A 16,618-nucleotide genomic window follows, 5' to 3' on the forward strand; every position below is an offset into this window, starting at 1 on the left:
GCCCCCGTTATTGAGGACGCCAATGAGCGCAGACCCGCACTACCAGGCCACAGAAGACGCCCACATCGGCCCGATCAAGAACCCGAAGCAACTGCTGCTGGCGGTATTTTTCTCCTTCGTTGTACCCATCCTGATCATCGTGGGCCTTGTGGCCTATGTGGTTTCGGGCAACAAGCCCGCGGGCACGGCCGAGGGCGACAACATGGCGCTCTACGGCGTGTCGCAGGATGCGCGCGACCGCGAAGTGGCCGAACGGCTCAAGAAGGTCGGCACCATCGAGATCCGCGATGCCAACCGCCCGCTCGCAGCCGGCGAGGCCGTTTTCAAGGCGCAGTGCGTGGCCTGCCACGGCACGCCCGGCATTCCCGGCGCCCCGCACCTGAACGACGCCGCGGCCTGGGGCCCGCGCATCGGCCAGGGCTACGAAACGCTGCTCGACCATGCGCTGCATGGCAAGGGCGCCATGCCGGCCCAGGGCGGCGGCGACTTCGAAGACCTCGAAATCGGCCGTGCCGTGGTCTACATGGCCAATGCCGGCGGCGCCAAGTTCCCGGTGCCCGAGCGTCCCGCCGCGGCAGCGGCTCCCGCCGACGGCGCTGCCTCGGCGCCCGCAGCGGCTGCAAGCAAATAAATAAACAAGCGGGCCACGCCCCAAAGAGAAAGCCGGCTTCAAGCCGGCTTTTTCATGGGCGCTGCAAGCTGCAGCTACTCTTTGGACAGCAAGACGAGCCTTTGCGCCGAGGGGCTCAGCACATGGCCGAAGCGCTGCGGCAGATCGTCCGCGCGTACCGGGTCGGGCGTCCAGAGCCCCTGCTCCACGGCTTCGGCGGCAAGGCCCACGTCCTGCGTGTGGACCAGCCCGAGCCCGATGGGCGCGGCAAGGAAGAGGCGGCCCTGCTCGTCGAGCAGGCAGGCCGATATGCTGTCGACCGCCTGCCCCGTGTGGGCCGTGACGGCAAAGCTCTTGTCGTCGGCAATGCGCCAGACGAAAGGCGCAGCCTCCAGTTCGACATACACGCGCTGGGGGCCGTTCTGGAAGAACCACTGGCCTTCATCGTCGTGGTCGTAGTTGCGCTGGATGAAATCGATGAGTTTCTCGTGCCGCAGCATCGAGCCCTTGGCCAAGCGGAACGGGCCCTCGGCCTGGGTGCGGTCGTCGCGCATGTACCAGTTGCCGCGCGCGTCCAGGCCCAGCCAGCCGTAGCAGTGCGGCACGTTGGGCCACTTGGCGAGGGCCTGTTTGACGATGTCGTCCATGAAAGCTATTTTGCTCGCGCTGGCGGCGGAATGGGGGGCGCAAACCCGGCCAGCCAGCCGCCCACGCGCTCGGGCATGTCGCGCACATGCCCGGGCGGCAGCCCGAGCGGAAAGCCCACGTGCCCGCCATGCGCGGGCTGCCACAGCGTGACGTGCGGGCCGACCTCGCCGGGGCCGGGCAGGCTCCATGCCGGAATGAACGGGTCATTGAGCGCATTCACCACCAGCGCGGGCACGCGGATCGCGCCCAGGTGCGGCTTGGACGAGCCGCGGGCCCAGTAGTCGTCGGTATTGCGAAAGCCGTGCAGCGGCGCGGTGAACACGTCGTCGAAGGCATAGAGATCCTGCGCGGCAAGCAGCCGCTCGCGGTCGAACAGGCCCGGAAACTGCGCCAGCTTGGCCAGCGCCTTGGGCTTCATGGTCGCCAGGAACATGCGGGTGTAGACCAGCCGGTTGAAGCCGCGGCCAATGGCCGCGCCGCCGGCCGCCAGGTCGAGCGGCGCAGACACCGAAGCCACCGCATTGACCGAGTCGCGGGCCGTCTCGCCGGCCTCGCAGGCCCAGCGCAGCAGTGCATTGCCGCCGAGCGAGACGCCCACGGCCAGCACCGGGCCGCCGCCATTGCGCGCGTGCTGGTCGTGCATGCGCTGCAGGATCCAGCCGATCTCCTCGTAGTCGCCCGAGTGGTAGGCGCGCGGCGCCAGGTTCATCTCGCCGCTGCAGCCCCGGAAATGCGGCACGGCAAAGGCCATGCCCTGTCGAGCTGCAAAGGCCGCGAACGCCTCCGCATAGTGGCTGCGGGAGGAGCCCTCCAGCCCGTGGAACATCACCAGCAGCGGCTGCGGACCGGGCACGGCGGCATCGACGAAATCGACGTCGATGAAGTCGCCGTCGGGCGCGGTCCAGCGCTCGCGGCGGTACGCGGGCGCCGCACCGTCGAAGCGGCGCGCATAGAGCGCCGGCCAGATGGTCTGCAGGTTGCCGCCGGGCAGCCAGCGCGGCGCCATGTAGCCCATGGCCGCATGCAAGGTGGATGAAGATGAAGCGTCGGGCGGCATCGCATCGCTCTTCAGTGCAGGGTCTGGGGCAGATCGCTCGACTCGCTGGGCTCGCGCGCGCTGCCGGGGCTGGCATGGTGCGCCACCAGGCGCCAGCCTTCGACGGTCTTGTGATAGACGTTGGTGGCCAGCACGAAGGCATGCTTGGGCCCTTCGGCCGTGAGCACCTCGATGCGCTCCAGCACGTTGTGCACGGCGCTCGCCAGCGACTCGATCTTGCGCACCCGCGCCGGCGTCGCATGGATGGCGCCGTTGCCGAACATCTGCTCGAAAGCCGCGCGGATCGCGGTGGCGCCCACCAGCCGGGGGCCGCCGGGATGCACGCAGAAAACCTCGTCCTCGTCGGCCCAGCATGCCATCAGGGCATCGATGTCGCCGCGCTGCAGCGCTTCGTAGAAGGCTGCTTCGATGTCGTCGGCAGTGCCGCCGATGGCCGCGGCGGCGCGGAGTGGGGTCTTGGGCATGGGGTGATTTTGCCGCGCGATCGGCGGCGCGGGGGCTGCACCGCTTTGGCCTTGGGCGCACCGTGCTGCCGCAAGGCGGACGGTTCGCTTGCTCCACTTTGGACCAAATGGTCAAAACAAAACATTTGAAAACAGTCAAGTCGTTGATTTCAAATGACTTCCTGAATTGGCACGGGCCATGCATAGGGCTTTGCGAACCCGCAACAGGAGCTTCTGCATGAACGTTGGCATCTTCATTCCCATCGGCAACAACGGCTGGCTGCTCTCCGAGAACGCGCCGCAGTACAAGCCCAGTTTCGAGCTCAACAAGGAGATCACGCTGAAGGCCGAGCGCTACGGCGTGGACTTTGTGCTGTCGATGATCAAGCTGCGCGGCTTTGGCGGCAAGACCGAGTTCTGGGACCACAACCTCGAGTCGTTCACGCTGATGGCCGGGCTCGCGGCCGTGACCACGAAGATCAAGCTCTTTGCCACCGCCGCCTCGCTGGTGATGCCGCCGGCCGTCGTCGCGCGCATGGCGTCGACCATCGACTCCATCTCCAACGGCCGCTTCGGCCTCAACCTCGTCACCGGCTGGCAGCGGCCCGAGTATTCGCAGATGGGCATGTGGCCCGGCGACGAGTTCTTCGGCACGCGCTACCAGTACCTCTCCGAATACATCCAGGTGCTGCGCGACCTCTGGGGCACCGGCCAGTCGGACTTCAAGGGCGCGCATTTCCAGATGGACGACTGCCGCCTGAGCCCGCGCCCGCAGGCCGACATGAAGGTGATCTGCGCGGGCCAGAGCGATGCGGGCATGGACTTCTCCGCAAAGTACGCCGACTACAACTTCTGCTTCGGCAAGGGCGTGAACACGCCCAAGGCCTTCGCGCCCGCGGCCGAGAAGCTCATCGAGGCCACGCGCAAAACCGGCCGCCACGTCACCACCTACGTGCTGATGATGGTGATTGCCGACGAAACCGACGAAGCCGCGCGCGCCAAGTGGGAGCACTACAAGGCCGGCGCCGACCACGAGGCCATCGCCTGGCTGGGCCAGCAGGGCGCGGCCGACACCAGGTCGGGCGCCGACACCAACGTGCGCCAGATGACCGACCCGACCTCGGCCGTCAACATCAACATGGGCACGCTGGTCGGCTCCTACGCCACCGTCGCGCGCCTGCTCGACGAGATGGCCGAGGTGCCGGGCACCGAAGGCGTGCTGCTGACCTTCGACGACTTCGTGCAGGGCGTGGAGGCCTTCGGCGAACGCATCCAGCCGCTGATGAAGAGCCGCGCGCATGTGCAGAGCCCCGTGCCCTCGCAGGCCGAACCCGAGCGCCTTGCGGCCTGAGCAGGAGCCTCACGTGAGCACTCCCGCACGCAACACCACCCTCACATCGAACATCCCCGTTGGCGCGCCGCGCCTGCCCGGCGCCCCGGCACCGCGGGTGCTGCCCGCGCGGCCCGAACCGCTCGCGCTGCATGCCACCGACTCGGCGCTGATCGTGGTCGACATGCAGAACGCCTATGCATCGATCGGCGGCTATGTCGACTCGGCCGGCTTCGACATTTCCGGTGCGCAGGGCACCATTGCCAACATCGCGCGCACCATCGCGGCGGCGCGCGCGGCCGGCATGCTGGTGGTGTTCCTGCAGAACGGCTGGGACGCCACGTATGTCGAAGCCGGCGGGCCGGGCTCGCCCAACTGGCACAAGTCGAACGCGCTCAAGACGATGCGCGCGAAGCCCGAGCTGCAGGGCAAGTTCCTTGCCAAGGGCGGCTGGGACTACGAGCTCATTGCCGAGATGCAGCCGCAGCCCGGCGACATCGTGGTGCCCAAGACGCGCTACAGCGGCTTCTTCAACAGCACGCTCGACAGCACGCTGCGCGCGCGCGGCATCCGCCACCTGGTGTTCACCGGCATCGCGACCAACGTGTGCGTGGAGTCGACCTTGCGCGACGCCTTCCACCTCGAATACTTCGCCGTGATGCTGGAAGACGCGACGCACGAGCTTGGCGGTGCGGCCATACAGAAGGCGTCGGTCTACAACGTCGAGACCTTCTTCGGCTGGGTCTCCACCGTCGATGACTTCGTCCGCGCCTTCGCGCCGGCTGCCGCCGGGCAGGCCGCGCCGGGCGTTGCGCTCGCCGCCTGATTCCATCGTTCAACCACAGGAAGGAGCTCCCATGCCCAAGCAAGCCATCATCCCGGCCGGAACCACCACCCCGATCGCGCCCTTCGTGCCCGGCACCATGGCCGACGGCATCGTCTACGTGTCGGGCACGCTGCCCTTCGACAAGGACAACAACGTGGTCCACGTGGGCGACGCCTCCGCGCAGACGCGCCACGTGCTCGAGACGATCCGCAACGTGATCGCGACGGCCGGCGGCACCATGGACGACGTGACCTTCAACATGATCATGATCAAGGACTGGGCCGACTACGCGAAGGTCAATGCGGTGTATGCCGAGTTCTTTCCGGGCACCAAGCCCGCGCGCTACTGCATCCAGTGCGGCCTGGTGAAGCCCGATGCGCTGGTCGAGATCGCCTCGATCGCCCACGTCGGCAACAAGGCCTGATGAGCATGCCGCTGCACTACGAAGTGCATGGGCCGTCCGATGGCGAGGCGGTGCTGCTGTCGTCGGGCCTCGGCGGTTCGGCCGCCTTCTGGCAGCCGCAGCTTGGCGCGCTGGTCGAGGCGGGCCATCGCGTGATTGCGTACGACCAGCGAGGCACCGGCCGCAGCCCCGCCGCGCTGGACGCGAGCTACGCCATTGCCGACATGGTGCGCGACGTGGTTCAGATTCTCGACGCCACCTCGACGCCGCGCTGCCATCTGGTGGGCCATGCGCTCGGCGGGCTCGTGGGCTTGCAGCTGGCACTCGACGAGCCCTCGCGCGTGGCAAGCCTGGTGCTGGTCAATGCGTGGTCGAAGCCCAATCCGCATTCGGCGCGCTGCTTCGATGCGCGGCTCGCGCTGCTCGGCGCCTGCGGCCCGCGTGCGTACGTCGAAGCGCAGCCGATCTTCCTGTACCCCGCCGCCTGGTGCGCGGAACATGCGCAGCGCGTGGCCGACGAGGTCGACCATGCGTTTGCGCATTTCCCGGGCGAAGCCAACATGCGCGCACGCATCGGCGCGCTGCGCGCCTTCGACGTCGACGCGCGCCTTGGCGACATCACCATGCCCTCGCTGGTGGCCGCCGCCATGGACGACGCCCTGGTGCCGTGGACCTGCTCGCAGCGCCTGGCCGATGGCCTGCACGACGTGACGCTCCACTTCATGGCGCACGGCGGCCACGCGCACAGCGTGACCGAGGCCGACGCCTTCAACCGCAGCCTGCTCGACTTTCTCACCCGGGTCAGCGCACCCGGCGTTCTCGCATGACCACGATGATGAAACCTGCCCTCGACGACGCCGCACTGGCACTTCTTTTTACCGCAGCGCGCAGCCACAACGGCTGGACCGCCGAACCCGTGACCGACGCGCAGATCCGGCAGATCTACGCGCTTGCCTGCATGGGACCGACCTCGGCCAACTGCTCGCCCGCGCGCTTCGTATTCGTTCGCACGCCCGAAGGCAAGCAGCGCCTCGCGCCGGCGCTTTCCAAGGGCAACCTCGACAAGACCATGGCGGCACCCCTCACCGTGATTGCGGCGTGGGACCGCAGGTTCTACGACAAGCTGCCCACGCTGTTCCCGCATGCCGACGCGCGCAGCTGGTTCACCGGCAGCCCCGAGGCCGCGCACGAAACCGCCTTTCGCAACGCCAGCCTGCAGGCGGCCTATCTGCTGATCGCCGCGCGCGCCGTGGGGCTCGATGCCGGGCCGATGTCGGGCTTCGACAAGGCGAAAGTCGATGGTGCTTTTTTCGAGGGCACCGATTGGAGCGCCAACTTCCTGATCAACCTCGGCCATGGCGATCCAGCCAAGGTGTTCGGCCGGCTGCCGCGGCTGGGCTTCGACGAAGCCTGCATCCTGGCCTGAAGCCCCTCACGGAAATTTTTTCTCATGCTGCTGAACGCAATGGCCTCCGACCACGTCACGCCGAGCGGCGCGCCTGCCGCGCTGCCCAAGGCCGACTACCGCAACGCCATGGCGCGGCTGGGCGCGGCGGTCAACATCATCACCACCGACGGCCCCGCGGGCCGCGCCGGCTTCACGGCCTCGGCCGTGTGCAGCGTGACCGACGAGCCGCCGATGCTGCTGGTGTGCCTGAACCGTTCGGCCTCGGTGTACCCCGCGTTCACGGCCAACGGCGTGCTCTGCGTGAATGTGCTGGCGGCGGGCCACCAGACGCTCTCGGGCCTGTTCGGCGGCAAGACGCCGATGGACGAGCGCTTTGCCGCGGGCCGCTGGAGCCGCAAGGCCACGGGCTCGCCGGTGCTCGAAGATGCCGCGGCGTCGTTTGACTGCCGTGTGGTGCGGGCCACGAGTGCGGGCACGCATGACGTGCTGTTCTGCGAGGCGGTGGCGATTGCCATTGGCGGGGCGGCGCAAAGCCTGATCTATTTCGATCGGCGATATCACGAGATCGCGGCGCCGCCGCACTGACTTTCTTGTCCCCTCTCCCGCTTGCGGGAGAGGGTCAGGGTGAGGGTGCAGCGGCCTTTGCAATTGCAGCGCATCTTCCGATGCCGCTGGCCCTCACCCCAGCCCTCTCCCGGAGGGAGAGGGAGCAAGTCCGACCGCCTCGCCTTTCCGGAGGGAGTAACTCCCTAACGCGGCGCGATCCCTTGCAACACGATGCGCTGCACGTTCTCCACCGTCTGCTCGAAGAACGCCGCATCTTCGAGCGTATGCCCCGTCAGCGCCTGCACCTGCACGCCGAAATCCGCATAGTGCTGCGTGATGGCCCAGAGCGCGAAGATCAGGTGGTGCGGATCGACCGGCGCGAGCTTGCCGGCCTCGATCCATGAACGGATGACCTCCGACTTGCGCTCCACCAGCGTGCGCAACTCGCGGTCGAGTTCGTCGCGCAGCAGTGGCGCGCCCTGGATCATTTCAAGGCAGAACAGGCGCGATGCATCGGGCCGGTCGCGCGAGACCACGAGCTTGCGGCGGATGTAGTCGCCAATGGCTTCCGCCGGGTCCTGCTCGGCGCTGAAGCCGCGCAGCGGTTCGAGCCACAGCGCGAGCAGGTCGCGCAGCACGTTGACGTACAGCTCCTCCTTGTTCGCGAAGTAGTAGAGCAGGTTGCTCTTGGACACATCGGCGCGCGCCGCCACCTGGTCGATGGACGTGCCATGCAAGCCGAAGCGCGAGAACAGGCCCAGTGCGGCGCCGAGGATGGCGCTGCGCTTGTCCTCGATCTGGCGCAGCCTGCGGCTCACCGCGGATGCGCTGCGCACGGCGGGCGTCGCGCGCTTGCGCGCCGGGCCCTTCACCGGAATCTTCTTTGTGCTGCTGGCTGCGGCCAGCGCCTTGGTCTTCGGCATCTTCCCTCGCTCCATCGATTGCTGACTCTTCTTTCAACGCGCACCACTGTAAGGCCGCTGTGCATCGCGTTGCGCCAGCGCGGCCTTCGCGCACCGCCGGCACGCACCATGCTGACGCGGCCAACGCGTTTTGTCCATTTGGTCCAACTGGCACAGACGTTGCATGGCGAAAGGCATGCCAAGCACGAGGACCGACACATGACCACACTGCTGTCCGTACCCATCATCGATCTCGCGCCCTACTTCGCCGGCACGGCCGAAGGCAAGGCGGAGGTCGCGACAAAGGTCGACGAGGCCTGCCGCAGCATCGGCTTTCTCGTCATCACCCACCACGGCATTCCCGCCGAGCTGATCGCGCGCGTGTCGCGGCTCTCGCGCCAGTTCTTCGATATGCCGCTGGCCGAGAAGCGCAAGGTCGACCGGCCGCGCGAAGACGCGGTGCGCGGCTACAGCGCCGTAGGCGAAGAAGGGCTTTCCTACAGCCTGGAAGAGGCCGCGCCCGGCGACCTGAAAGAATCGTTTTCCATCGGCCCCTCGAACGTGCCGCAAGACGACTACCACCGCGGCCCTGCCGCCGGCCCGCACTTCGAGCCCAACAGCTGGCCGCCGATCGAGGGCTTCCGCGAAGCCTATGAAAGCTACTTCGAGGCCATGAGCGATCTCTCGCGCTCGCTGATGCGCATCTTCGCGCTCGGGCTTGCGCTGCCCGAACCGTTCTTCGACGACAAGATCGACCGGCACATCAGCATGTTCCGCGTGCTGAGCTATCCGCCGCAGCGCGAAGCGCCGCTGCCGGGCCAGCTGCGCGCGGGCGCGCACAGCGACTACGGCAGCCTCACCATCGTGCTGCCCGACGACAAGGGCCTGCAGGTGTTCAACAAGGCGGGCCAGTGGGTCGACGTGCCGCAGGTGGAAGGCGGCCTGGTGGTCAACATTGCCGACCTGATGATGCAGTGGACCAACGACCAGTGGGTGTCGACGCTGCACCGCGTGGTCAATCCGCCGTTCGAGGTGGCCAGCACCAACCGCCGCCAATCGCTGGTGTTCTTTCACCAGCCCAACTACGACGCGATGGTCGAGTGCCTGCCGAGCTGCCTGGCACCGGGCGAGCAGCCGAAGTACGCACCCATTTCGTCGGGCGACCACCTGACTTCCAAGTTCGTGAAGCAGACGACCTTTGGTGGGACCAAGGTGGCGGTCTAGATGAAGTCCTGTTTCTATGTTCGTCGCGTTGGTTGTCGTTCAGGGCGCGCTCCCGCCGACGGGGTACCTTGCTCCGCGAATGTCCTCCGGCCTGCGGCCTCCCCCTTGATTTCGCTGCGCAAGGCACCCCATCGACGGGAGCGTTGGACAGAGCGGTCGTTGATCAGCGGTTCACCAGCGGCGTGCCCAGGTGCACAGGGCACCGGGTGCTCCCCGCAGCGAAATCAAGGAGGAGGCGAAGCCGGGGGACATTCGCGGAGGGGAGTACCCGGTGGCCTGTGCACGCGCCCTGAACAACAGCGCCAAGAACAAGAGCGCGAAGAACAACAGCGCCGAACACAAGCAATGAGCACCTGACATGCCCCATCTCTCCTACGTCAACGTCTTCGCAAAGGACGTGGTCGCGCTCAGCGGCTTCTACCAGCGCGTGTTCGGCTTCCCCGAGATCGAGGCCATCCGCTCGCCGATCTTTCGCGGACTCGACACTGGCAAGTCGAGCCTGGGCTTCAACGCGCTCGATGCCTACGAGCTGCTGCACCTGGCCGAATTCTCCGACACGCGCGGCGTGAAGTTCCTGCTGAACATCGACGTCGACAGCAAGGACGAGGTCGACCGCATGGTGCCCGTCGCGCTCGAGGCCGGCGCCACGCTGGTGAAGCCGCCGTACGTCACCTACTACAACTGGTACCAGTCGGTGCTGCTCGATCCCGAGGGCAACGTGTTTCGCATCAACTTCATGATGTGACGCACGCAGTGATTTTTTTCCTCTCCGTCATTCCCACGCTTCCCACGAAAGGCTGCTCCATGCTGCGCACTCTCACCCCCGGCCTCGCCCTGGCGCTCGCAGCCGGCGGCGCGTTCTTCACCCTGCCCGCGGCGGCCGCCGACGGCTTCACGCTCAAGGACAAGCCTAAGATCGCGATGCTCTACTTCGGCCCGAAGAACGATGGCGGCTGGACCCAGGCCTTCGACGAAGCGCGCGTGAAGGTCGAGAAGGAAATCGGCCAGAAGATCCAGTTCGTCGAGAACGTGCCCGAGGACGCATCGGCCATCAAGCCCGCGGCCGAGAAGTTCATCCAGCGCGGCGCCAACATCGTGATCGGCACCGCCTTCGGCTATTCCGACAGCTTCAAGGACCTGGCCGCCAAGTACCCCGATGTAGCGTTCCTCAACGGCTCGGGCACCACCAACGGCAGCAACCTCGAATCGTTCTACGGCCGCACCTACGAGAGCCAGTATCTCTGCGGCATGGCCGCGGGCGCGGCGTCGAAGACCGGCAAGCTCGGCTTCGTCGCGGCCAACCCCTTCGGCGTGGTGAACTGGACCATCAACGCCTTTGCGCTCGGTGCGCAGAAGATGAACCCCAACGCCACCGTCAACGTGATCTACACCGGCGCGTGGAACGACCCGGTGAAGGAACGCGCCGCCGCGGCCGCGCTGATCGACCAGGGCGCCGACGTGATCGGCCAGCACGTGGACTCGCCCACGCCGCAGATCGTGGCGCAGGAGCGCGGCGTGTACGGCACCGGCCACCACCGCGACTTGCGCCAGTTCGCGCCCAAGGCCACGCTGTGCTCGTCGGTGTGGGTGTGGGACCGCTTCCTTTCGCCAGAGCTCAAGAAGATCATGGCCGGCAACTGGAAGCCCGGCCAGTACGGCGCCTTCATCGAGATGAAGGACGGCGGCACCGACATCGCGGGCTTCGGCGCCGCGGTGCCCAAGGACAAGGCCGTGCAGATCACGGCCGAGCGCGACGCCATCCTGAAGGGCAAGCAGGTCTACGCCGGCCCGCTCGCCGACCGCGACGGCAAGGAGCGCGTGGCCAAGGGCGCGGTGCTGTCGGATGCCGAGCTCTGGAAGATGGACTGGTTCGTCAAGGGCGTGGTCACGCAGAAGTAAGCAAGCAGGCCGGCCGATGCCCAACGCGCTCCAGCTCACCGGCATCCGCAAGTCCTTCGACGGCTTTGCGGCACTGACCGACGCGCACTTCGAAGCGCGCTGGGGCGAAGTGCATGCGCTGCTGGGCGAGAACGGCGCGGGCAAGTCCTCGCTGATGAACATCGCGGCCGGGCTCTATGCACCGGAGGCGGGCCAGCTGCTGGTCGACGACAACGTGGTGCGCTTTGCCGGACCGCGCGATGCGGCCAGGCACCGCATCGGCATGGTCCACCAGCATTTCAAGCTGGTGCGGCCGTTCACGGTGGCACAGAACATTTTGCTCACCGCGCCGGCGCCGGCCGGGTTCCAGAGCCACGGGGAGCGCCTGCGCGAGATTTCGCGCGACATCCGCAACAAGGCCTCGGAGCTGGGCTTCGAGATCGATCCATCGAAGCGCATCGATGCGCTCTCGATCGCGGAACAGCAGCGTGTCGAGATCCTCAAGGTGCTGCTGGCGGGCGCGCGCATCCTGATTCTCGACGAGCCCACCGCGGTGCTCACCGACCAGGAAGCCGCGCGCCTTTTGCAGACCGTGCAATGCCTCGCGCGCGGCGGCTCTGCCGTGGTGCTGGTCACGCACAAGATGGCCGACGTGAAGAGCTATGCCGACCGCGTGACGGTGATGCGCGGCGGCCGCACGGTGGCCACGCTGGAGCCGGGCGCCACGTCGGTGGCCGAACTCGTGAAGCTCACGGTGGGCGAGTCGATTGCCACGCAAGGCTTTCAGGCGGCGAAGTCGCCGCGCGGCACAGTGCGGCTCACGGTGCGCGGGCTGCGCTCGGCGGCTTCGCCCGAGGGCCGCCGCGTGCTCGACGGCGTCGACCTCGAACTGCATGCGGGCGAAATCTATGGCCTGGCGGGTGTCGGCGGCAACGGACAGGGCGAGCTGGCCGGCGCGATCATGGGCCTGCCCGATGCCGGCGGACCGCTCGAAGGCGAGATTCATCTGAGTGGCCATGGCGATCTCAAGGCCATGGCCGCGCCCGAGCGCCGCAACGTGGGCATTGCCGCGATCCCGGCCGACCGATACGGGCTGGCGCTCGCGGGCAGCCTTTCGGTGGCCGAGAACTACGCGATCGGCCGCGTGCATACCGGCCGCTACGGCCCGGCCTGGCATCTGCGGCGCAGCCGCATCCAGGACGATGCGCAGGAAGCGGTGCGCGCCTTCGATGTGCTGGGGGTGCGCTCGGTGGCGCAGAAGGCCGCGCTGCTGTCCGGCGGCAATGCGCAGAAGCTGGTGCTCGCGCGCGAGTTCGGCAAGGCGCCCTCGCTGGTGCTCGCGCACAGCCCGAGCCGCGGGCTCGACGTGCGCGCGAGCGCCGAGGTGCATGCGCGCCTGCGCGCGGCGCGCGACGGCGGCGCCGCGGTGCTGCTGATCAGCGAAGACCTCGACGAGGTGCTGCAGCTGGCCGACCGTGTGGGCGTGATGACGCGCGGGCGCATTGCCGGCGAGTTCGCGCAGCCCGCCGACCGGCAGGCGATCGGACAGGCGATGGTGGACCATGGTTGACGCAACGCTCGCGGCCATCGCGCAGCCGGCGCAGACCGATCCGGACGCTGCGCACCGCGCACGGCGCCAGCCGCTGGCGCGCCGGCGCTATGCGCTCGAGATCCGCCAGCACATGGGATGGCGGCAGCAGGCGCTGATCCTTGCGGCGGCGCTTCTTGCGGGCCTTGCGATCTCCGCCGCCATTCTTGTGGCGGCCGGCGTTCCCGCCAACGAGCTCGCCAACGAGTTCGTGATGCAGACCTTCTTCGACGGTCAGAACTTTCGCGCCGTGCTGTTCCAGGCCGCGCCCATGATCCTCGTCGGGCTGGCCGGCTCGCTGGCGTTTCGCGCGCGCTTCTGGAACCTGGGGCTCGAGGGCCAGATGATCTGGGGAGCCATCGGCGCGACGGCCGTTTCGATGTGGCAGATCGGGCCCGAGCCCTTGCGCCTGCCGCTGATGTTCGCGGCCGCCATCGGCTGCGGGCTGCTCTGGGTGCTGGGGCCGGCGTGGCTGAAAATCAGGCTCGGCGTGAACGAGATCATTTCCACGCTGATGCTCAACTACATGGCGGCCAACTTCCTGCTGCACCTGGTCTATGGCGGCTGGAAGGACCCGAAGGACAACTTCCCCTATTCGCCGCAGTTCCGCGTCTTCGAGCGGCTGCCCGAACTGGGCGCCGGCGTGAGCAGCGCCATCGTGCTCGCGGCCGTGGTGGCGCTCTTCGCGTGGTGGCTGGTGGGCGTGAGCCGCGCCGGGCTGTACCTGCGCTTCGTCGACGCCAATCCGCGCGTGGCGCATGCCAATGGCGTGCCGGTGCGCCGCACCATCTACGGCGCCGTGCTGCTGTCGGGTGCGATGGCCGGGCTCGCGGGCCTGGCGGTGGCCGCCGGGCAGGAAGGGCGGCTCACGCAGGCCTTCTACCAGGGGTACGGCTTCTCGGGCATCCTGATTGCCTTTCTCGCGCGCAACAACCCGCTCGCGGCCACCGTGGTGGCGCTGCTGGTGGCGGCGCTGTTCGTCACCGGCCGCAGCCTGCAGGTGTTCTACCAGGTGCCGTTCTCGATGGTGCAGCTGATCCAGGCCATCATCGTGGTGTGCGTGGCGGCCAGCGATTTCTTCATTCGGCACCGGCTGCGCCGCGTGGGCGGAGAGGCTCTGCAATGAGCGGCGGCATCGTGCTGAACTGGCTCGCGAGCACGCCGGACTTCGCAGTGCCCTATGCGCTCGCAGCGCTGGGCTTGATCATCAGCGAGCGCGCGGGCGTGCTGTCGCTCGGCGCCGAAGGCCTGATGCTCGTGGGGGCGCTTGCGGGCATCGGCGCGCAGATCGCCATGGGGCAGCCGGCCGTGTCGCTGGTGCTCGCGATGCTCGCGGCCAGCGCGGTCTCGCTGCTGTTCGCGGCGATGGTGATCTGGCTGCGCGTGAACCAGGTGATCGCGGGGCTCGCGCTGGTGTTCTTCTGCCAGGGCCTCACGGCGCTGGTCGGCTCGCTGGCCGAATGGACCAACCATGCCACCGAAGGCATCGGCGCGATGGGGCTGTGGCCGCTGTCGCTCTTGCCCGGCGCCGGCCGGCTGTTCGAGCAGAACGCGATGGTCTGGCTCACGCCGCCGATCTTCCTGGCGGTGGCGTGGTTCTTCTCGCGCACCTCGGCCGGGCTGCGGCTGCGCGCGGTGGGCGAGAACCCGCAGGCGGCCGATGCGGCCGGCATCCGCGTCAGCATGTGGCGGCTGGCCGCGGTGCTCGCGGGCTCGGCGCTGGTGGGACTGGCAGGCGCGTACATCTCGGTGGTCAGCACCAAGCTGTGGATCGCAGGCATGACCGGTGGGCGCGGCTGGATCGCGGTGGGGCTGGTGATCTTCGCGCGCTGGTCGCCGTGGAAGGCGCTCGCGGGCGCGCTGCTGTTCGGCTGCATCGAGGCGCTGATCCCGCAGCTCGCGGCGGCCGGCGTGCAGCTGCCGCAGTACTTCGTGATGATGACGCCCTATGCGGTGACGCTCGGGGTGATGGTGTGGGTCGCGCTCTCGCGGCGCGGCGCCGACGAAGAGCCCGGTGCACTGGGCCAACCCTATGTGCGGGAAGAACGCCGATGAAGGCCTGGGTCTACAACGAGGAGCGCGAGCTCGACGCGGCGCAGTTCGCCGACTACCTCAACCCGGCCACCACCGCGGTGGTTTCCATCGACATGCACCGGGGCCACCTGGACGACAGCCCCGACTGCCCCTGCCCCGCGCCGCGGGCGCGCGACGTGGTGGCGCCCATCGACAGCTTCCACGACGCGGTGCGCGCGCTGGGCGTGCGCATCGTACACATCAGGTCGGTGCTGCGGCCCGATGGCGTGGACGACATCCGCGGCATTCCGTCCGCATGGCGGCGCACCTTTCCGCTGCACGTGGGCGCGATTCCCAATGCCGACGCGCACGCCATCGAAGGCTCGAAGTGGACCGAGTGGGTCACGCGCGTGGAGCCCGGCGACATGCGCGTGGACAGCAAGCGGCGCCTCTCGGCCTTCTACCCGACCGACCTCGACTTCTTGCTGCGCAACCAGCGCATCGAGACGGTGGTGCTCAACGGCGGCTTCACCGACTGCTGCGTGCTCAACACTGCCTTCGACGCCAGCAACCACAACTACCGCGTGATCGTGCTGCGCGACCTGGTGCGCGGCACCGATGCGCACCTGGAGGGCGCGGCACTCGCGATGGTGTCGCTGCACCTGGGGCTGGTCATGGACTCGCGCGAGCTGCTTGGCCGATGGCGCGGCGACCTCCGTTCTTCCGTCAACCCGATTCGCTGACATCCGATGCCGAACTCCATTCCCCTTGTCGACCTCGGCGGCAACCTCGACCCGGGTGTCCCCGCTGCCAGGAAGGCGGCCCTGCAGCTTCACGAAGCGCTGAGCACCATCGGCTTTGCCTACATCGCGGGCCACACCGTGCAGCGCGCCACGCGCGACGCGGCCTTTGCGGCCTCGCGCGAGTTCCATGCCTCTACCCTCGAGCAGAAGCGCTCCCTCGCGATCAACGCCTTCCATCGCGGCTACATGGGCATGGCCACCTCGACCATCGTGACCTCTTCGGTGGCCAGGGTCACCCGGCCCAACATGAGCGAATCGCTGATGCTCATGCACGAGCTGCCGCCGGACGACGCGGGCCTTCTCGCCGGCCTGCCGATGCAGGGGCCGAACCAGTGGCCCGGATGGCTGCCGGGCTTCAAGCCCGCCATGACGCAGTACGTGAGCGAGGTCGACGCGCTCGGCCGCTACATCGTGCGCCTGGTCGCGATGAGCCTCGGCCTGGAGGCCACCGCGCTCGACCATCACTTCGACCATCCCACCACCTTCCTGCGCGCGTTGCACTATCCCCCGCAGCCGACGGTCGAAGACGACCAGATGGGCTCGGCGCCCCACACCGACTACGGGATCGTCACGCTGCTCGCGCAGGACGACTCCGGGGGCCTGCAGGTGCGCCCGCGCGGCGGCGACTGGATCGAGGCGCCGCCGATTCCGGACACCTACGTGCTCAACGTCGGCGACATGCTCGCGCGCTGGACCAACGACCGCTTCGTGTCCACGCCGCACCGCGTCATCAACCGCTCGGGGGGCGACCGCTATTCGCTGCCCTACTTCCTCGACCCCGGCATGGACGCGCTGATCGAATGCCTGCCGACCTGCACCGACGCGCAGCATCCGCCCCGCTACGAGCCGGTGGCCTACGGCGAGTACCTGCTCGAGAGGCTCGACAAGAACTACGCCTACCGCAAGCCGGCGAACGCCTGAACGGCCTCTTCTTTCTCT

19 protein-coding genes are annotated in these 16,618 nt (G+C 68.0%); 15 read left to right on the plus strand and 4 right to left on the minus strand.

Annotated elements, in window-relative coordinates:
- The first annotated feature begins 22 nt into the window (after positions 1–22).
- A complete protein-coding gene (locus tag QFZ47_RS10100; RefSeq protein WP_307655517.1) occupies positions 23–631 on the plus strand; it encodes a c-type cytochrome in 609 nt (202 codons plus the stop codon).
- Between the two features lie 74 nt (positions 632–705).
- On the opposite strand, the gene QFZ47_RS10105 is transcribed toward QFZ47_RS10100, so the two are convergent.
- The 3 genes from QFZ47_RS10105 to QFZ47_RS10115 are packed head-to-tail and all read right to left on the minus strand — an operon-like array spanning position 706 to position 2,779.
- Positions 706–1,257 (minus strand): DUF2946 family protein, encoded by a 552-nt coding sequence (locus QFZ47_RS10105; RefSeq protein WP_307655518.1) that lies wholly within the window; start codon positions 1,255–1,257, stop codon positions 706–708.
- 5 nt (positions 1,258–1,262) lie between these two features.
- Positions 1,263–2,273 carry a YheT family hydrolase gene (locus tag QFZ47_RS10110; RefSeq protein WP_307658917.1) on the minus strand — a complete coding sequence of 337 codons (1,011 nt, stop codon included), beginning with the start codon at positions 2,271–2,273 and terminating at the stop codon, positions 1,263–1,265.
- A gap of 53 nt (positions 2,274–2,326) precedes the next feature.
- Positions 2,327–2,779: a YybH family protein gene (locus QFZ47_RS10115; RefSeq protein WP_307655519.1), complete on the minus strand. Its 453-nt coding sequence runs from the start codon at positions 2,777–2,779 to the stop codon at positions 2,327–2,329.
- Between the two features lie 217 nt (positions 2,780–2,996).
- On the opposite strand from QFZ47_RS10115, the gene rutA reads away from it, so the two are divergent.
- The 6 genes from rutA to rutF are packed head-to-tail and all read left to right on the plus strand — an operon-like array spanning position 2,997 to position 7,310.
- The gene (rutA, locus tag QFZ47_RS10120; protein WP_307655520.1) at positions 2,997–4,109 is read left to right on the plus strand and encodes a pyrimidine utilization protein A; all 1,113 of its coding nucleotides are present in this window, start codon (positions 2,997–2,999) and stop codon (positions 4,107–4,109) included.
- Between the two features lie 13 nt (positions 4,110–4,122).
- Positions 4,123–4,914, plus strand: a complete 792-nt coding sequence (gene rutB / locus QFZ47_RS10125) for a pyrimidine utilization protein B (protein ID WP_307655521.1) — start codon at positions 4,123–4,125, stop codon at positions 4,912–4,914.
- A 31-nt stretch (positions 4,915–4,945) separates the two neighbouring features.
- On the plus strand, positions 4,946–5,338 hold the full coding sequence (gene rutC, locus QFZ47_RS10130; protein ID WP_307655522.1) for a pyrimidine utilization protein C: 393 nt from the start codon (positions 4,946–4,948) through the stop codon (positions 5,336–5,338).
- A gap of 5 nt (positions 5,339–5,343) precedes the next feature.
- Positions 5,344–6,144: a pyrimidine utilization protein D gene (gene rutD, locus QFZ47_RS10135; RefSeq protein WP_307658918.1), complete on the plus strand. Its 801-nt coding sequence runs from the start codon at positions 5,344–5,346 to the stop codon at positions 6,142–6,144.
- Positions 6,145–6,152: 8 nt separating this feature from the next.
- A complete protein-coding gene (locus tag QFZ47_RS10140) occupies positions 6,153–6,743 on the plus strand; it encodes a malonic semialdehyde reductase (RefSeq protein WP_307658919.1) in 591 nt (196 codons plus the stop codon).
- Between the two features lie 24 nt (positions 6,744–6,767).
- Positions 6,768–7,310, plus strand: a complete 543-nt coding sequence (rutF, locus tag QFZ47_RS10145; protein WP_307655523.1) for an NADH-dependent FMN reductase RutF — start codon at positions 6,768–6,770, stop codon at positions 7,308–7,310.
- Positions 7,311–7,474: 164 nt separating this feature from the next.
- Here the strand turns inward: rutF and rutR are convergent, their stop codons facing one another.
- Positions 7,475–8,194, minus strand: a complete 720-nt coding sequence (gene rutR, locus QFZ47_RS10150) for an HTH-type transcriptional regulator RutR (RefSeq protein WP_307655524.1) — start codon at positions 8,192–8,194, stop codon at positions 7,475–7,477.
- 198 nt (positions 8,195–8,392) lie between these two features.
- Between rutR and QFZ47_RS10155 the strand changes: the two genes are divergently transcribed.
- The 8 genes from QFZ47_RS10155 (at position 8,393) to QFZ47_RS10190 (ending at position 16,600) form a co-directional block, all read left to right on the plus strand.
- On the plus strand, positions 8,393–9,397 hold the full coding sequence (locus QFZ47_RS10155; RefSeq protein WP_307655525.1) for an isopenicillin N synthase family dioxygenase: 1,005 nt from the start codon (positions 8,393–8,395) through the stop codon (positions 9,395–9,397).
- Between the two features lie 358 nt (positions 9,398–9,755).
- Positions 9,756–10,142 carry a VOC family protein gene (locus QFZ47_RS10160; protein ID WP_307655526.1) on the plus strand — a complete coding sequence of 129 codons (387 nt, stop codon included), beginning with the start codon at positions 9,756–9,758 and terminating at the stop codon, positions 10,140–10,142.
- Between the two features lie 59 nt (positions 10,143–10,201).
- Complete coding sequence (locus QFZ47_RS10165) at positions 10,202–11,296, plus strand: BMP family ABC transporter substrate-binding protein (protein ID WP_307655527.1); 1,095 nt, start codon at positions 10,202–10,204, stop codon at positions 11,294–11,296.
- Between the two features lie 16 nt (positions 11,297–11,312).
- Positions 11,313–12,845 carry an ABC transporter ATP-binding protein gene (locus QFZ47_RS10170; protein ID WP_307655528.1) on the plus strand — a complete coding sequence of 511 codons (1,533 nt, stop codon included), beginning with the start codon at positions 11,313–11,315 and terminating at the stop codon, positions 12,843–12,845.
- On the plus strand, positions 12,838–13,989 hold the full coding sequence (locus QFZ47_RS10175; RefSeq protein ID WP_307655529.1) for an ABC transporter permease: 1,152 nt from the start codon (positions 12,838–12,840) through the stop codon (positions 13,987–13,989). Before QFZ47_RS10170 ends, QFZ47_RS10175 begins: the two co-directional genes overlap by 8 nt.
- Complete coding sequence (locus tag QFZ47_RS10180) at positions 13,986–14,918, plus strand: ABC transporter permease (RefSeq protein ID WP_307655530.1); 933 nt, start codon at positions 13,986–13,988, stop codon at positions 14,916–14,918. The genes QFZ47_RS10175 and QFZ47_RS10180 overlap by 4 nt, the downstream gene beginning before the upstream one ends.
- The gene (locus QFZ47_RS10185; protein WP_307655531.1) at positions 14,915–15,619 is read left to right on the plus strand and encodes a cysteine hydrolase family protein; all 705 of its coding nucleotides are present in this window, start codon (positions 14,915–14,917) and stop codon (positions 15,617–15,619) included. The genes QFZ47_RS10180 and QFZ47_RS10185 overlap by 4 nt, the downstream gene beginning before the upstream one ends.
- A 6-nt stretch (positions 15,620–15,625) precedes the next feature.
- Complete coding sequence (locus QFZ47_RS10190; RefSeq protein WP_307655532.1) at positions 15,626–16,600, plus strand: isopenicillin N synthase family dioxygenase; 975 nt, start codon at positions 15,626–15,628, stop codon at positions 16,598–16,600.
- Positions 16,601–16,618 lie beyond the last annotated feature (18 nt).

The organism is Variovorax paradoxus (genome assembly GCF_030815975.1).
In the GTDB taxonomy this organism is placed as follows: Bacteria; Pseudomonadota; Gammaproteobacteria; order Burkholderiales; family Burkholderiaceae_C; genus Variovorax; species Variovorax paradoxus_N.

Bases quoted from the DNA above. Each gene is read 5' to 3' on its own strand.
- QFZ47_RS10105 (WP_307655518.1), bottom strand. From the start codon at position 1,257: ATGGACGACATCGTCAAACAGGCCCTCGCCAAGTGGCCCAACGTGCCG.
- QFZ47_RS10180 (WP_307655530.1), top strand. From the start codon at position 13,986: ATGAGCGGCGGCATCGTGCTGAACTGGCTCGCGAGCACGCCGGACTTC.
- QFZ47_RS10110 (WP_307658917.1), bottom strand. From the start codon at position 2,273: ATGGGCTACATGGCGCCGCGCTGGCTGCCCGGCGGCAACCTGCAGACC.
- rutF (WP_307655523.1), top strand. From the start codon at position 6,768: ATGCTGCTGAACGCAATGGCCTCCGACCACGTCACGCCGAGCGGCGCG.
- rutC (WP_307655522.1), top strand. From the start codon at position 4,946: ATGCCCAAGCAAGCCATCATCCCGGCCGGAACCACCACCCCGATCGCG.
- QFZ47_RS10185 (WP_307655531.1), top strand. From the start codon at position 14,915: ATGAAGGCCTGGGTCTACAACGAGGAGCGCGAGCTCGACGCGGCGCAG.
- QFZ47_RS10100 (WP_307655517.1), top strand. From the start codon at position 23: ATGAGCGCAGACCCGCACTACCAGGCCACAGAAGACGCCCACATCGGC.
- QFZ47_RS10140 (WP_307658919.1), top strand. From the start codon at position 6,153: ATGAAACCTGCCCTCGACGACGCCGCACTGGCACTTCTTTTTACCGCA.
- QFZ47_RS10160 (WP_307655526.1), top strand. From the start codon at position 9,756: ATGCCCCATCTCTCCTACGTCAACGTCTTCGCAAAGGACGTGGTCGCG.
- rutR (WP_307655524.1), bottom strand. From the start codon at position 8,194: ATGCCGAAGACCAAGGCGCTGGCCGCAGCCAGCAGCACAAAGAAGATT.
- QFZ47_RS10170 (WP_307655528.1), top strand. From the start codon at position 11,313: ATGCCCAACGCGCTCCAGCTCACCGGCATCCGCAAGTCCTTCGACGGC.
- QFZ47_RS10115 (WP_307655519.1), bottom strand. From the start codon at position 2,779: ATGCCCAAGACCCCACTCCGCGCCGCCGCGGCCATCGGCGGCACTGCC.
- QFZ47_RS10155 (WP_307655525.1), top strand. From the start codon at position 8,393: ATGACCACACTGCTGTCCGTACCCATCATCGATCTCGCGCCCTACTTC.
- QFZ47_RS10190 (WP_307655532.1), top strand. From the start codon at position 15,626: ATGCCGAACTCCATTCCCCTTGTCGACCTCGGCGGCAACCTCGACCCG.
- QFZ47_RS10165 (WP_307655527.1), top strand. From the start codon at position 10,202: ATGCTGCGCACTCTCACCCCCGGCCTCGCCCTGGCGCTCGCAGCCGGC.
- rutD (WP_307658918.1), top strand. From the start codon at position 5,344: ATGCCGCTGCACTACGAAGTGCATGGGCCGTCCGATGGCGAGGCGGTG.
- rutA (WP_307655520.1), top strand. From the start codon at position 2,997: ATGAACGTTGGCATCTTCATTCCCATCGGCAACAACGGCTGGCTGCTC.
- QFZ47_RS10175 (WP_307655529.1), top strand. From the start codon at position 12,838: ATGGTTGACGCAACGCTCGCGGCCATCGCGCAGCCGGCGCAGACCGAT.